The organism is Nocardia neocaledoniensis, from assembly GCF_003182135.1.
Taxonomy (GTDB): domain Bacteria; phylum Actinomycetota; class Actinomycetes; order Mycobacteriales; family Mycobacteriaceae; genus Nocardia; species Nocardia neocaledoniensis.
The window spans coordinates 1-14385 of the sequence record NZ_QGTL01000010.1 but is presented as its reverse complement, the minus strand read 5'-3'; the positions used below and the strand labels follow the sequence as shown (position 1 = coordinate 14385).

Annotated in this window: 15 protein-coding genes; 8 read left to right on the top strand and 7 right to left on the bottom strand. The window is 69.8% G+C overall.

The window, feature by feature from the left end:
- Window positions 1-12 precede the first annotated feature (12 nt).
- The 4 genes from DFR69_RS23965 (at window position 13) to DFR69_RS23950 (ending at window position 3086) form a co-directional block, all read left to right on the top strand.
- Window positions 13-711: a winged helix-turn-helix transcriptional regulator gene (locus DFR69_RS23965; RefSeq protein WP_110040081.1), complete on the top strand. Its 699-nt coding sequence runs from the start codon at window positions 13-15 to the stop codon at window positions 709-711.
- 120 nt (window positions 712-831) lie between these two features.
- Window positions 832-1035 (top strand): hypothetical protein, encoded by a 204-nt coding sequence (locus DFR69_RS23960; RefSeq protein WP_110039884.1) that lies wholly within the window; start codon window positions 832-834, stop codon window positions 1033-1035.
- Between the two features lie 73 nt (window positions 1036-1108).
- On the top strand, window positions 1109-2311 hold the full coding sequence (locus DFR69_RS23955) for a site-specific integrase (protein ID WP_110039883.1): 1203 nt from the start codon (window positions 1109-1111) through the stop codon (window positions 2309-2311).
- Window positions 2312-2336: 25 nt separating this feature from the next.
- The gene (locus DFR69_RS23950) at window positions 2337-3086 is read left to right on the top strand and encodes a GNAT family N-acetyltransferase (protein WP_110039882.1); all 750 of its coding nucleotides are present in this window, start codon (window positions 2337-2339) and stop codon (window positions 3084-3086) included.
- A 14-nt stretch (window positions 3087-3100) separates the two neighbouring features.
- Here the strand turns inward: DFR69_RS23950 and DFR69_RS23945 are convergent, their stop codons facing one another.
- A complete protein-coding gene (locus tag DFR69_RS23945) occupies window positions 3101-3586 on the bottom strand; it encodes a nitroreductase family deazaflavin-dependent oxidoreductase (protein ID WP_167456386.1) in 486 nt (161 codons plus the stop codon).
- Between the two features lie 322 nt (window positions 3587-3908).
- On the opposite strand from DFR69_RS23945, the gene DFR69_RS23940 reads away from it, so the two are divergent.
- Both DFR69_RS23940 and DFR69_RS23935 read left to right on the top strand, forming a co-directional pair.
- Window positions 3909-5231: a family 1 glycosylhydrolase gene (locus DFR69_RS23940; protein WP_244198430.1), complete on the top strand. Its 1323-nt coding sequence runs from the start codon at window positions 3909-3911 to the stop codon at window positions 5229-5231.
- 38 nt (window positions 5232-5269) lie between these two features.
- Entirely contained in the window at window positions 5270-5986 is a 717-nt protein-coding gene (locus DFR69_RS23935; protein WP_244198429.1) for a TetR/AcrR family transcriptional regulator, read from the top strand.
- Between the two features lie 2 nt (window positions 5987-5988).
- Here DFR69_RS23935 and DFR69_RS23930 read toward each other — a convergent pair whose 3' ends face one another.
- From DFR69_RS23930 to DFR69_RS23915, 4 genes are all read right to left on the bottom strand, one after another.
- On the bottom strand, window positions 5989-6987 hold the full coding sequence (locus tag DFR69_RS23930) for an AurF N-oxygenase family protein (RefSeq protein ID WP_110040080.1): 999 nt from the start codon (window positions 6985-6987) through the stop codon (window positions 5989-5991).
- 139 nt (window positions 6988-7126) lie between these two features.
- Complete coding sequence (locus tag DFR69_RS23925) at window positions 7127-7720, bottom strand: hypothetical protein (protein WP_110039878.1); 594 nt, start codon at window positions 7718-7720, stop codon at window positions 7127-7129.
- A 150-nt stretch (window positions 7721-7870) separates the two neighbouring features.
- Window positions 7871-8578, bottom strand: a complete 708-nt coding sequence (locus DFR69_RS23920; protein ID WP_110039877.1) for a TetR/AcrR family transcriptional regulator — start codon at window positions 8576-8578, stop codon at window positions 7871-7873.
- A gap of 7 nt (window positions 8579-8585) precedes the next feature.
- Complete coding sequence (locus DFR69_RS23915; RefSeq protein ID WP_110039876.1) at window positions 8586-9305, bottom strand: MerR family transcriptional regulator; 720 nt, start codon at window positions 9303-9305, stop codon at window positions 8586-8588.
- Between the two features lie 99 nt (window positions 9306-9404).
- Here DFR69_RS23915 and DFR69_RS23910 point away from each other — a divergent pair, with 99 nt between their 5' ends.
- Together DFR69_RS23910 and DFR69_RS23905 are read left to right on the top strand one after the other, a co-directional pair.
- On the top strand, window positions 9405-11129 hold the full coding sequence (locus tag DFR69_RS23910) for a GMC oxidoreductase (protein ID WP_110039875.1): 1725 nt from the start codon (window positions 9405-9407) through the stop codon (window positions 11127-11129).
- A gap of 148 nt (window positions 11130-11277) precedes the next feature.
- Complete coding sequence (locus DFR69_RS23905) at window positions 11278-12126, top strand: NAD(P)H-binding protein (RefSeq protein ID WP_110039874.1); 849 nt, start codon at window positions 11278-11280, stop codon at window positions 12124-12126.
- Between the two features lie 32 nt (window positions 12127-12158).
- On the opposite strand, the gene ligA is transcribed toward DFR69_RS23905, so the two are convergent.
- Together ligA and DFR69_RS23895 are read right to left on the bottom strand one after the other, a co-directional pair.
- Window positions 12159-14150, bottom strand: coding sequence for an NAD-dependent DNA ligase LigA (gene ligA / locus DFR69_RS23900; RefSeq protein WP_110039873.1), 1992 nt, complete (start codon window positions 14148-14150; stop codon window positions 12159-12161).
- A gap of 100 nt (window positions 14151-14250) precedes the next feature.
- Window positions 14251-14385, bottom strand: a 135-nt coding sequence (locus tag DFR69_RS23895; protein ID WP_244198446.1) for an enoyl-CoA hydratase-related protein, incomplete at its 5' end; no start/stop codon positions are given.

Genomic DNA, 14385 nt, shown 5'->3' with positions numbered 1-14385 from the left:
GGCGAGGTGACCATGACGAACACGACAGCGGCCTACGGCCAGTACTGCCCGATCTCGCGCGCGCTCGACCTGCTCGGCGAACGCTGGTCGCTGCTGATCCTGCGTGACCTCTCGCTCGGCACCACCCGATTCAACGACCTCGCCCGCGGCCTGCCTGGCCTGTCCCGCAGCCTGCTCGCCAAGCGGCTGCGCCAGTTCGAACGCGCCGGACTGATCGAGAAGATCGGCGCCGACCACCTGCTCACCGACGCGGGCACCCACCTGCGGCCGATCCTGTTCGGCCTCGGCGAATGGGGCGCGCGCTGGACCTTCGGCGAACCGCGCGAGGACGAACTCGACCCGGCCCTGCTCGTCTGGTGGATGCACACCCGTGTCGACACCTCCGGCTTCCCCGGGCGGCGCCATGTCCTGCACGTCCGGTTCACCGACGACGTGCGGCGCTTCTGGATGGTCGTCGAACGCGGGACACCCTCGGTCTGCGACTCCGATCCCGGTTACCCGGTCGACGTCACCATCGTGGCCGAGGTCGCGGCGCTCTACGAGGTCTGGCTGGGCCGGATGCCCCTGGCCCACGCCCAGCGGACCGGGCGCGTGAGCTTCCTCGGCCAGCCCGCACTCACCCGCCGGATGCCCGCGGTCCTGCGCCTGAGCCCTGTCGCCGGCTATGTCCGGGAATCGGCCACGGCCGAGGAGCCCGCTCGCGCGTCGTGACGGCCCAATCAGAAAACGTGGCGGTTATCACTACCGGGCCCAACGTGTTGGCAACGGCCGTAATCAAAACGTTAAGGTTCAGGAATGGTACGTCACGCAGCACCGATCGCAGAACCGGACGTGCCGAATGTTCCTCTCCCCCAGCAACATCCGGCACCCCTCACACTCGCCGACCCACCCGGCGACGCCACCGACACCTCGTCGGAACCCGTCGACGACCACTTCCCACGTCTCGGCGACACGAGTTTCCTCACCACCGCCTCGCGGCACCGGCTCGCCGCCTACATCCACACCAAGCTCGCCGAGCTGGCGGAGATGCCGTGATCGCGCGCCGATGACCTAGGCTCCGAAGCCAGAGGTCATCGGCGACAGAACGATTCACGCGAGGAGGAACGCGGTGCCCGACACGGCGGTCGTCCTTCCCGAACAGGTACGCACCGAACTCCGGCGCGGTGTCCGCAGCGTGCTCGTCGACACCGCGGCCCTGCGGATGGTCCGCGAACGCTTCGACGACGGCCAGGCCGACGCCCTGCGCCGCTACCTCGAGGCCTCCCAGTCCGCCAACACGCTGCGCGCCTACCGCACCGACTGGATCGCCTGGGCCGGGTGGTGCGCCACCGAACAGCGCCAGGCCCTGCCCGCCGACCCCCTCGACGTGGCCGTCTACCTGGCCGCCTCCGCCGACGCGCGCCGCGACAACGGCACCTGGGCATTCAGTCCCGCGACGCTGGAGCGCAAGTCCGCGGCGATCGCGGCCGTCCATGCCGCCAACGGGCTGCCCTCGCCCACCCGCTCCGACGTCGTGCGGCTGACGCTGCGCGGCATTCGGCGCACCCGGCGTACCCCACCGACGCGGAAGCGGCCGGTCCTGCTGCACACTCTCGATCAATTGCTGGCCGAGCTTCCCGCCCCCGGCTGGCCGACCGAGCCGGCCCGGCGCCGCGATGCGCTCGCCCTGCTCGTCGGTTTCGCCGGCGCGCTGCGCCGCAGCGAACTCGCCGCACTGCGTGTCGCCGACGTGCACGTGCGCACCGACCACAGCACGGGCGAACCGCTGCTCGTCGTGCATCTGCCCACGACCAAGACCGACCCGACCGGAGTCGCCGAACAGCGCATCGCCCTGCCCCGCGGCAAACATCCACGCACCTGCCCGATCTGCGCGTATGCCGACTGGATCCGTCTGCTCGAGGTCCACGCCGACATCGGCGACGCCGGCACCCGCGAGTGGGTGACCGAGCATCCGATCTCCGACGCCACGATCCACCGCTGCCACGGATTCTCCGGAACCCCCCTCAGCGCCCAGACCGACCGTCCCCTGTTCCCCACCGTCAATCGGCACGGATCCATCGGCGCCAACGCCCTGTCCGGCCGCGCGGTCGCCGAACTCGTCAAACGCTACGCCGCCCGCGCGGGCCTCGACCCCGACCTCTTCTCCGGCCATTCCCTGCGCGCGGGATTCGCCACCCAGGCCGCCCTCGGTGGCGCGAGCGACCGCGAGATCATGCGCCAGGGCCGCTGGGCCAACCCGCGCACCGTCCACGGCTACATCCGCACGGCGAACCCGCTCGAGGACAACGCGGTCACCAAGCTCGGCCTCTGACGGCATCCGCCGAGAAGGGACAACCATGATTCGACCGGACATCCGCCACAGCTGTGTCGACGCGGTGACCACCTATGTCGCAACCCATCTGCTGCGCGCGCGGGAATCCAGCGCGAGCGAAGCGTCGAGCTGGTTCCGCACCGACGCTCCCAGCGACGAACTGAACGCGGTGCTGCGGCTCGGCGGCGAGCTGCACCGCGAGATCGAGCGGATGCGCGACCACTTCGACGGCGTCCCCACCTGCTGGCATTTCTGGCGAGAGATCGACCCTCCGGACCTTCCCGAACTGCTGGCGCGGCAGAACCTCACGCTGTTCGAAACCGAACCGCTCATGGTGTTCGCTGACGGCGACTCGACCTCGCCCAAGGCCGTCGATCGCCGTGCGCTCGCCCGGATCGAGGAAGTCTCGGGCGAAATCGGTCTCGCGGAATGGGCGGCCCTCTGGTCGGGCGCCGACGCGACGGCAGCCCTCGTGGCGGGCTTGCGGCAAGGCTGGGAACTCGGCTCGACGCGCTACCTGCTGTGGCGCGAGCAAGGCGAGGTACTGGGCTGCGCCGCTGTCGTGACCAGCGCCGCGGGCGCATCGATCGAGCACATCGTCACGCGAGCCGATCACCGCGGGCGAGGAATCGGCACCGCGCTCACCCAGCGCGCCCTCGAGCTCGCGCTCGACACCGATCCCGTGCGGGTAGTGCTCACCGCCTCGCCCCAAGGAGCAGGGATCTACCGGCGACTCGGGTTCGTCACCGTCGGACACGTCGACCGCTACGCGTGACACCCACCGCGCCGTCAGGATTCGATGCGGTCCAGGCGGAAGATGCGGAACTCGCGGCCACCCGAGAGCTCGAACTCCATCTCGTAACCGGGCCAGAACTCGACGACCAGATCCCACACGCGCTTGCGCTCCACGCCGGTGATCTCGGCGACCGACACCGGGAACGGCGCGCTGCTGTTGTACCGGACCGACGCGGTCCGCGCCGCGCGGAGGTTGGCCGACCACGCGGGGTGCTGCGGCTTACCCCAATTGGACCCGACGAGATAGAAGCCGTCACCGTCGGGGACACACAGCAGCGAGGTGGTGCGCGGCTGACCGGACTTCCGGCCCACCACGGTGACCTCGATCGATGGCAGGCCCGCCAGATCCAGCACGCCCCACCGCCCACCGCTGAGCCTGCGCACCAGACGTTCGGCAGGCAGCACGACGCCCGCACCGCGCATCACCCAGGGATGCGTGGCGAAGTCGCGAGCGAGGGCTGGTAAGGGGTTCCGCGCCATCCTCGAATCCTGGCTCGAGCCGAACCGATTCACCGCCTCCGAACGGCTCCCTGAGAGGCAATTCACTCGTCTCCGCCAGCGTTCGCGGCTTCGGGGACCTCCCCTCCTTGTGCTGAGGGGGCGGGAAGGAGAGGACATGTCGTGAAGTTGTGGCGTGGGGTGAGGTCTTGGGGAGCTTCCTATTAGTAGATGCGCATATCTACGTATCAGTATGTTGTATTCGATACCAGTGGCACTCCGAGCCGGTTCACCGATTTCACAAGATCCATGTCGCACACTGGATCCCAACTCCCCCCACCCCGACGTTCCAGGAGTCAGTGCCATGCCCTCCCCCACCGGTCGCCGATTCCTCGTGACGATGGCCCTGACCGCTGTCACCCTGCTCCCGTGCAGCCTCTCCCCCGCTGTCGCACGACCACCCGCGCCCGTCGAGCTCGCGCCCATGAGTCCCGAATTCCTCTGGGGCGTAGCCGCTTCCGGCTTCCAGGCCGAAGGCGACGCTCCGGACAGCAACTGGCGGCGGTATGCCGAGTCCGGGTCGACGAAGGATCCCTATCTCAACTCGGTGGACTTCCGCGGGCGGTTCCGGTCCGACATCGCGCTGGCCGCGGACCTCGGCGTGCGGGTGTACCGCATCGGGATCGAATGGGCCAGGGTGCAGCCGCGGCCCGGCGTCTGGGACGAGAACGGCCTCGCCTTCTACGACGAGGTCATCGCTGCCATCACCGACGCGGGCATGCGCCCGATGCTGACCCTCGATCACTGGGTCTACCCGGGCTGGGCGGCGGATCGCGGCGGCTGGCGCGATCCCGAGATGGTGACGAACTGGCTGGCCAACGCCCGCCGCGTCGTCGACCGCTACGCCGGCGCCGACCCACTGTGGGTCACCTTCAACGAGCCGACGGTCTACCTGCTGAACGAGGTGCGCCACGGCGGCATCCCGGCGACGGACGTGCCGACGATGGCGGGCCGGATCACCCAGGCACACAACGAGATCTACGACTACATCCATACCGGGCACCCCGGGGCCCAGGTCACCAGCAACGTCGCCTTCATCCCCGCCGTCGACGACGCGATCAGCGGACCGCTGCTCGACCGTATCGCGGCCCGGCTCGACTACGTCGGCATCGACTACTACTACGGCCTGTCCCCCACCGAACTCTCGGTGCCGGATCCCGACAAGCTCTGGACGCTGCCCCTGCAGGCCGAAGGCATCTACTACGCGCTCGACCACTTCGCGCGGCGTTTTCCCGGCAAGCCGCTCTACATCGTCGAGAACGGCATCCCCACCGAGAACGGGCTCCCCCGCGCGGACGGCTACACCCGCGCCGACGCGCTCCGCGACACCACCTACTGGTTGCAGCGCGCCGTCGCCGACGGTATCCCGGTCATCGGCTACAACTACTGGAGCCTTACCGACAACTACGAATGGGGTTCCTACGCAGCACGTTTCGGGCTCTACACAGTCGACGTCCTGACCGACCCGACGCTGACCCGCAAGCCCACCGACGCCGTCGCGGCCTATCGGGCCATCACCGCCGAAGGCGGCGTCCCGGCCGGCTATCGGCCCACCAGGGGCCCGGCGCCGTGTTCGCTGGTCGACCTGCCCACCAGCTGCACCGATCCGGTGACGGTGCCTCGGTAGCGGATTCGACGCCCGCCCGGTGCTCTACACTCGGGCGGGTGTCGAGCACAACGTCACGCCCCGTGAGCGGCAGACAGGCCCGATGGCAGCCGCACAACGACAGCCGTCGGGAGCGGATCGTGCTGTCGGCGGTCGAACTGCTCGAGGAATCACCGGCCGGGGTCGAGGTGCCGATCGTGCAGATCGCCGAGCACGCCGGTCTGGCGAAATCGGTGGTGTACCGGCAGTTCGCCGGCCGTGACGAACTCGACCGCCGGATCAGGACGGAGATCACCGACCGGTTCGTCGCCGACATCGAGGACGCGCTCGACATCGGGGTCGGATCGATCAACGAGATACTGGTGCGCACCGTCGGCGGCGTGGTCACCTGGATCGAGGACCATCCGCGCCTGCACGAATTCCTGCGGACCGGACCCCCCGACGACGGCTCCGACATCGATGCGATGAGCGCGCTCATCGCCACCATCGCCGCGTCGACGCGCATGCTCGTCACCGGGCTGGCGGGTGCGGTCGGCGTCGCCGACGACGGTTCGGCCGACACCATGACCTTCGCCATCGTCTCGATGACGGAGGCCACGGTCACCCGCTGGGCCAACGATCCGGACCGGGTTCTCACCAGAGACCAGCTGATCGCGGAGGTCGCCTCCTACGCCTGGCACGTCGTCGACGGGGTCGCCCGCAGGCACGGGCTGACCCTCGACCCCGACCAGCAGCTGGTCGAGATCATCACCCAGCTCGCGACACCCGGCGCCTGACCTCAGGCCACCCGGCGCAGACCACGCTCCGGCTCGCTGCGGTACCGCGACGCGGGACCGTCGACGCCCAGCGCCCGCCACAGCCGGCGCGCGACCGGATTCATCAGCCCGAGATCGTCGGCCAGCTTGCGCATGTCACCGAAGTAGCCGGACAGGATCTTCTGGGAGTGCTCCGACTTCCAGAACGCCTGCTCGATCACCTCGTGGGGAATGTCGAACTCCCGCTCGAACGAGCGCGGGGGCGCCATGATCTCCCCCGCGAGCCAGCGCATGGCGATCGGGAACGCCACCGAGCACGCACCGCGGTTGAACTTGCCCATCCGGCCGATGTGCGCGGCGAGGAACTCGCCCGCGAAGGAGATGTGGCGCGCCTCCTCGGCGATGTGGATCTCCATGGTGCGCAACACCATCGGCGGCATCGAGGAGCCCTCGCGGATGACCGCCTTCTGGTAGTGGTCGATCGGTTCCTCGCCGCCGAGGATGCCGATGAACAGGATCGCGTGGGCGTAGCCGCCCGCGACGCCGATCAGCGGGGACAGCGCCTTGAACATCGGCCGCATGCCGGGCACGTCGACGCCGATGCGATTCACCAGTTCCTGGAACATCTGGATGTGGTTGCACTCTTCGGTCATCTCGTGCAAGCAGTACCGGAACTCGGGCGACCCGTTGGGCAGCTTCATGATGTACTGCATCATTCCGCGGATCAGGATGCTCTCGAACGCCGCGCCGACCTTGACGACATTGGCGGTACGCCACTTGCCGATCGCGATCTGCTTGTCGAGCGGTTGGTCGCGGTACCACTGGGTCGCGCCCAGCGGGTCCACCTCGGGTGAGAGCACCCAGCGCACGTCGTCGGGATCAAGGGCGAGCTCGGGCGAATCCCAGTCGATGTCGAGGTACGGATCGAAATGCCGGTCGACGGAACCCTGGGACAGGGTCGCCAACGCCTCTCGGTACTCCTCGGTGATGAGTTCGCCACGGCTCGATTCGGTCAGCGTCATCGGTGCCTCCTCGGTTCGCATCCGGTGATCGCCCTGTAAGCGCGGTCACACCGGTTGATCCGAGAATAACTGAGACCGCAAGTCCCACACAACCCACCACGCCGACTTGTGACCGGCGTGCGAACCCATCGGGCGGCGGCTACTCGACGAGCAGAACGACGAGCTGCCGGGCCAGGTCGACGTCCCCGGGGCCGCCGAGCCAGACCAGCGGACGACGCGGGTCGAGCCGGTCCAGCGCGTCGGGCAGCGAGCCGAACACCCGGTCCGCGCGCACGACACAGAGCTGCGGAACGACCTCGGAGACCACGGGACCACCGTCGACGTCGAGGGCCAGCGAACCGGTCGAGGCATCGCCGGCGACGGCGTCACGGACGACCGCCTCACCCGTCGCCGTCGTCCCCGCACCGCCGTGCACGACCTCGTGGCCCGGTGCGCTCGCCCAGTGGTCCAGCCAGGCCGGGCCGGGCTCGACCGCGGCCAGGACCGAGCGCACGCTCATGCCGTACAGCACCTCGGCCACCGCGGCGGGCAGATCCGCGAGATCGACCGTGCGGACCAGTGAACCCTGCGCGCGCAACCGCTCGGCGAACCGGGCGAGCATGTCCGCCCGCTCGGCCGGATCCACGTCGACGCCGGCGCCCCCGGAACGACGCATGGGTACCCGACGCTCGTCGTCGGGCAGGTCGAGCAGCCCGTCACGGACTCGGCGCAAGATCTCCTCGCGAGAATTCACTCGGGCACTCCCGTTCGTTGACGACGCCGCCCGGCATCGCCGTTCACACTTCTCTCACCCCACATACCGCGGGAAACACCTCGATCGCTACGGTACCGACCGGTCCACCGTATCCGGTCGACCACGCCGAGCCCAATGGCTACTTTCCGGCTATTCGGCGAATCCGAGCATGCGCAACATCTGGTCGATCTGCAGCTCGAAGATCTCCGCCCGATCGCTGAAGGTGTCGCGGCCGTACATGTCGAAGACGTCGAAGTTCACCGCGCCGAACAGCGTCGTCCACGTGGTGAGCGCGGCGGCGAGCAACCAGTCGGGCGCGACGAGATCGAATTGCGTGCGGATTGCCGAGAGGTCGGCGACTGTGGGCGCGGACACGGCTGGGCTCCGGCCCGCGTCGGTGAGGCGTTCGGCACGGTAGGCGCCGTCGATGATGCCGAGCAGAGTCGCGATCACCCGGATGCCCGGCGTCTCGGTGACCTCGGCGGGGGCCGCGTAGCCGGGCACGGGCGTGCCGAACAGCAGTCCGTACCACGCGGGTTCGGCCAGCGCCCATGCCCGCACCGCGCGCGCCACCACCCGGAAGCGGGTCGCCGGGTCGGCGGGCGCCTGGGCCAGTGCGGCGTCGACGGCGTCGCCCAGGGCGTTGTAGCCGTCGACCACGAGCAGGGTCAGCAACTCGTCGCGGCTGCGCACATAGCGGTACACCGCCGAGGAGACCACGCCGAGATCGCGGGCGACCGCGCGCAGCGACAGCGCGGCGGCGCCCTGGGAGGCGAGATGCTCGCGGCCGATCCGTTTGATGTCGGCGAGCGTCTGGGCGCGGGCCAGCGCCCGCGGTCCGGGTCGGTCGGTGCTCATCGACCGATCATCGCGCACTCGCCGCGCCGCGCATCCGGGCCGGTGCCGTGTCGTCGGCCGCGCCCGCGGCGCGCTGGATCTCCGCAGCGAAGGTCGCTCCGCCGACCTCCCAGGCCATCGCGAGGAACTGGTCGCGGAAGCGGCTCAGGTCGACGCCGATGTCCTCGCCGCCGTATCCCGTCCCGGCGGCGGCGCGCACGGTGTGCACGACCTCGTCCGCGAGTGCGGCGATCCGTTCCCGGATCAGGGTGCGCAACACGCCGCTGAGGGTGATGTCGGTGCCGGTGTCGTAGAGCACCAGCGCGCCCTTGAGCATGGGCCGGTCCGGCACGAACCAGCACTCGTCGCGCCGTTCGAGGTAGCCCGCGCCGATCAGTTCGGCGAGCACGTCGGCGCCGCGATCACCGAGCAGGGTCGCCAGTTCGGCGTCGTCGAGCAGGACCGCGCGCTCACCGGACTGGGCCGCGCGCGGATCGAACAGCGTCCGCCAGTCCCCCGCGCCGGACGCCGGTTCGGCGTCGAACACCTCGCGGATCGCGTCCAGGCGCAGCCCGCGCGCCTGCATGGCGACGATGTCGCGCAGCCGGTCCAGATGCGCGTCGGTGTACACCACCTCTTTGCCCGCGCGGCCGGGCTTCGGCAGCACGCCGAGCGAGTGGTAGTAGCGGATCGTGCGCGCCGCGACGCCACTGACGTCGGCGAGCTCCGCGCGGGTGTATCGGGGCACCGGACCAGCATAGGACGCCTGGCGCCGAACTTTGACAGTACCGACTGTCGACGTTAGCGTTACCCAGGTCACTGTCGACACCCATCCAGGAGTCCTCGTATGTCCGAACGCAACACCGACTTCGACGTCTTGATCGTCGGCTCCGGCTTCGGTGGCAGTGTCACCGCGCTGCGCCTGGTGGAGAAGGGGTACCGGGTCGGCATCCTCGAGGCCGGTCGCCGGTTCGCCGACGACGAGTTGCCCAAGACCAGCTGGGACCTGCGCAAATTCCTGTGGGCGCCCAAGCTAGGCTGCTTCGGCATCCAGCGCATCCACCCGCTGCGCGATGTGCTGATCCTGGGCGGCGCCGGGGTCGGCGGTGGCTCCCTGAACTACGCGAACACGCTGTACGTGCCGCCGGAGCCGTTCTTCCAGGACCCGCAGTGGCGCGACATCACCGACTGGCGCGACGAGCTCACCCCGTACTACGAGCGTGCGAAGAAGATGCTCGGCGTGGTGCAGAACCCGCACATGACGCCCGCCGACGAGATCTTCAAGTCCGTCGCCGAGGACATGGGCGTCGGCGACACGTTCGTGCAGACACCGGTCGGCGTCTTCTTCGGCGAGCCGGGCAAGACCGTGGCCGACCCGTACTTCGGTGGCGCCGGTCCCGAGCGCACGGGCTGCGTCGAGTGCGGCGACTGCATGGTCGGCTGCAAGTTCGGCGCCAAGAACACCCTCGTGAAGAACTACCTGTACCTGGCCGAAAAGGCCGGGGCGCAGGTCGTTCCGATGACCACCGTCACGGCGCTGCGCCCGCTGCCCGACGGCAGCTGGGACGTCGCGACCGAGCGCACCGGCGCCTGGGTCCGCAAGCAGCCCAAGACCTACACCGCCGGGCAGGTCGTGCTGGCCGCGGGGACGCTCGGCACCCAGAAGCTGCTGCATTCGATGCGCGATCAGGGTGTGCTGCCGAATCTGTCGGACAAGCTGGGCCTGCTGACCCGTACCAACTCCGAGTCCATCGTCGGCGCGGCGACGAAGAAGCTGGCGCCCGGCCAGGACTTCACCAAGGGTGTCGCGATCACGTCCTCGATCCACCCGACGCCCGACACCCACATCGAACCGGTCCGCTACGGCAAGGGGTCCAACTCGATGGGTCTGCTGCAGACCCTCATGGTCGACGGTGGCGGCAAGATCCCGCGCTGGCTGCGGTTCCTCGGCATCGCGATCATGCATCCGCTGCTGCTGCTCGGCTTCCTGAGCGTGAAGAACTGGAGCGAGCGCACCATCATCTCGCTCGTGATGCAGCACCTCGACAACTCCATCACGACCTACACCAAGCGCGGCCTGTTCGGTCGCAAGCTGACGTCGAAACAGGGCCACGGGCAACCGAATCCGACCTGGATCCCCGCCGGCAACGACGTGACCCGCCGGGTCGCGGACAAGATCGGTGGCGTCGCGGGCGGTACCTGGGGCGAGGTGTTCAACATCCCGCTCACCGCGCACTTCCTCGGCGGTGCCGCGATCGGCGCCGACAGCGCACACGGCGTGATCGACCCGTACCACCGGGTGTTCGGCTATCCGACCCTGAGCGTGGTCGACGGCGCCGCCGTGTCGGCGAACCTCGGCGTGAACCCGTCGCTCACCATCACCGCGCAGGCCGAGCGCGCCGCCGCGTACTGGCCGAACAAGGGCGAGGTCGACCACCGTCCCGAGCAGGCGGCCGGGTACACCCGTATCGAGCCGATCGCGCCCCGGCAGCCCGCCGTGCCCGCCGGCGCGCCCGCGGCACTGGTGCTGCCGATCGTGGAGATCCGCGCCACCGAGCAGACCGCAGGCTGAGTCCCGCTCGTATTCCGGCCCCGGGCAGACGGTTTCGTACGTTCACCCGGGGCCGTTCTCGTCGTCGGGCAACGATGCGGGCCGATCCGCGCGCACACGCGGCGCAAGGTGGCAGCGATTCGCCGGTTGGGTGGCCTAGCCTGGGACGATGCCGGACACCATCGCGATCTCTGGGGCCAGTGGACACATCGGCGGACGCGTGGCGCGGGCGCTCGCGGGCACGGGGGCGAGCCTGCGGTTGCTCGGACGCGACCCCGGTCGTCTTCCCGCGCTGCCCGGCGCCGCCACCGCCGTCGCCGATTTCGCCGACCCGGGCACCGTCGCGACGGCCCTGCGCGGGGTGACGACGTTCTTCTTCGTCTCGGCCACCGAGACCGCGGACCGGGCCGAGCAGCAGGCGGCGGTCGTGCGGGCCGCGGTCGACGCCGGAGTAGCGCGAATCGTGTACCTGTCGTTCGTCGGGGCCGCGCCGGACTGCACGTTCACCTTCGGTCGCGACCACTGGCACACCGAGCAGGCCATTCGCGCCTCCGGAGCGGATTTCACGTTCCTGCGGGACAACGAATACCAGGACATCATCCCGCATTTCGCCGATGCCGACGGGGTGATCCGCGGCCCGGCGGGCGAGGGCAAGGTGGCGGCGGTGACCCGTGCCGACGTGGCCGACTGCGCGGCGGCCGTCCTGGCCTCGTCGGACCACAGCGGCCAGACCTTCGACCTCACCGGACCACGCGCGTTCACCCTGTCCGACGCGGCCGCCGACATGACCAGAATCCTCGGCCGCCCTTTCCGTTTCGTCGACGAGACGGTCGACGAGGCATACGCCAGCAGAGCGACCTACCAGGCGCCGCGATGGGAGGTCGACGGCTGGGTCAGCACCTACACCGCGATCGCCCAGGGCGACCTGGAGACCGTCACCGACGCGGTGGCGACGCTCACCGGCCATCCCGCCACCGATTTCACCGACTACCTCGCGACGCTGCCCGGACAACCCTGAGCCGCGTCGAGCGCGGCGCGCCCGGCCGTGGCCTAGACGATCTTGGCCGCGATGAGCATCGTCCAGATCTCGCCCTGGTCGACGACCTCGACGCCGAGCTTCTCGGCTTTGGCCAGCTTGCTGTCGCCGACGCCGGCGCCGGTGATGAGCAGGTCGGTGTTCGCCGACACCGAGGAGGCCGCGGTCGCGCCCGCCTGTTCGCAGAGGCGCTGGAAGGTCGGGCGGGCGACCTTCTCCCCGGAGCGCGGGTCGCTGATGGCGCCGGTGATGACCACCGTCTTGTCGGCCAGCGGCGCCCCGGCCGCGATCACCGGTGGGAGATCTTCGGCGCGCACGTCGAGGTCGACGCCTGCTGCGCGCAGGCGCTCGAGTTCCGGGCGCAGGCGGGTGAGGTGCTCGACCAGGGATGCTGCGACCTTCGGGCCGATGTCGTCCACGGCGACGAGGCGTTCCTCGCCCGCGTCGGCGACCTCTTCCAGCGAGCCGAAGCCCGCGCGGGCCAGGCGGGCGGCGGTGCCCTCGGACGCCATCGGGATGGCGAGACCGATCAGCGCGCGACGCAGGCCCACCTTCCGGCTGGCGTCGATCGACTCGATCATGCGAGCGGCGGAGATCTCACCGATGCGGTCGAACTCGAGCAGGCGTTCCTTGGTGAGCGTGTAGAAGTCCGACGGGCGTTCCAGGATGCCCGCCTCGGCGAGGCGTTCGATCCACACCTGCCCGATGGCGTCGATGTCGGCGGCCGGTCGCGACGCCCAGTGGATGAGCCTGCGCACGGTCTGGGCGGGACAGGACACGTTGGTGCAGAACAGTTCCCGGCTGTTGCCCTGTTCGGTCACCGGTTGCGCGCACGACGGGCAGACCGTGGGTGCGACGATCTCCTGCTCGGCGCCCGTGCGGGCGGCGGCGTCGAGCACGCCGGCGACGAAGGGGATCACGTCGCCCGCGCGCCGCACCAGGACGGTGTCGCCGACCTTGATGTCGCGGGCGCGGATCACCTCCTGGTTGGCCAGCGTGGCCCTGGTGACCGTGGTGCCGCCGACGAAGACCGGCTCGAGCCAGGCGACGGGGACGATCTTGCCGGTCTTGCCGACGTCCCAGATCACCTCGACGAGCACGGTCGTCTTCTCCTCGGCGGCGAACTTGAACGCCAGCGCGCCACGTGGGGAGTTCGATCGGGTCCCGGCGGCCGCGTAGGCCTCGCGATCGGCCAGCCGCAGGACCGCGCCGTCGAGGTCGTAGTCGAGATCGTTGCGGCCCTGCTCGATCTCGGTGATCGCGGCCTGGGCCTGTTCGGCGTCGGCGCACACTCGCATGCGCGCGCCTTCCACGCCGAGCCCGCGCAGGCCCTCCCCCAGGTCGACGGCGGCGCCGCCCTCGGAGGTGTCCAGGTCGAAGCCGAAGAACTGCAGGCGACGTTCGGCGACGGTAACCGGGTCCTTCGCCCGCAACGTGCCCGCGGCGGCGTTGCGCGGGTTGATCAGCGGCTTGTCCGGATGGGCGGTGTTGTAGGCGACGAAGGTCGAGCGCAGCATGACCGCTTCGCCGCGGACCTCGACCCGGCCCGGGGCCTGGATCCGGTCGGGGACGCCGTCGACCAGCGCGCGGACCAGCATCGTGACATCGTCGCCGGTGGTGCCGTCGCCGCGGGTGACAGCCCGGACGAGCCGCCCGTCCTCGTAGACCAGCGACAGCGACAACCCGTCGAGTTTGGGCATGACCACGACGGATTGGCCGGGGAAGCGGGCGAAGAACGCGGCGACCTGCTCGGGCGTAGTCGCTTTCTCCAGCGAGAGCATCGGCCGCGCGTGCCGCACGGGCGCGTGCAAGACGGTCGGCGCCCCGACCTGTTCCAACGGGTTCGGGTCAGGGGTGAGGTCGGGGTGCGCGGTCAGCAGGCCGCGCAGTTCGTCCTCGACGGCGTCGTACTCGGCGTCGGCGACCAGTGGCGAGCCGTCATAGTAGGCGCCGCGCAGCTCCGTGATCTGGCGCGCGAGCTCTTGGATGCGTTCTCCGATGTCCACGGGTCCCGACGCTACCGATACCCACCGACATTCAGGTATCGGCGGGCCGTCACGTCACCCGCGGACCGGGCGACCGGTCCGCGGGTGGTCGACGAGCGGCTCAGCGGTGCGCGAAGTTCGCGGGCCGCTTCTCGATGAAGGCCGCCATGCCTTCCTTCTGATCATCGGTCGCGAACAACGAATGGAACACCCGACGCTCGAACAACAACCCCTCCGACAACGTCGTCTCGAACGA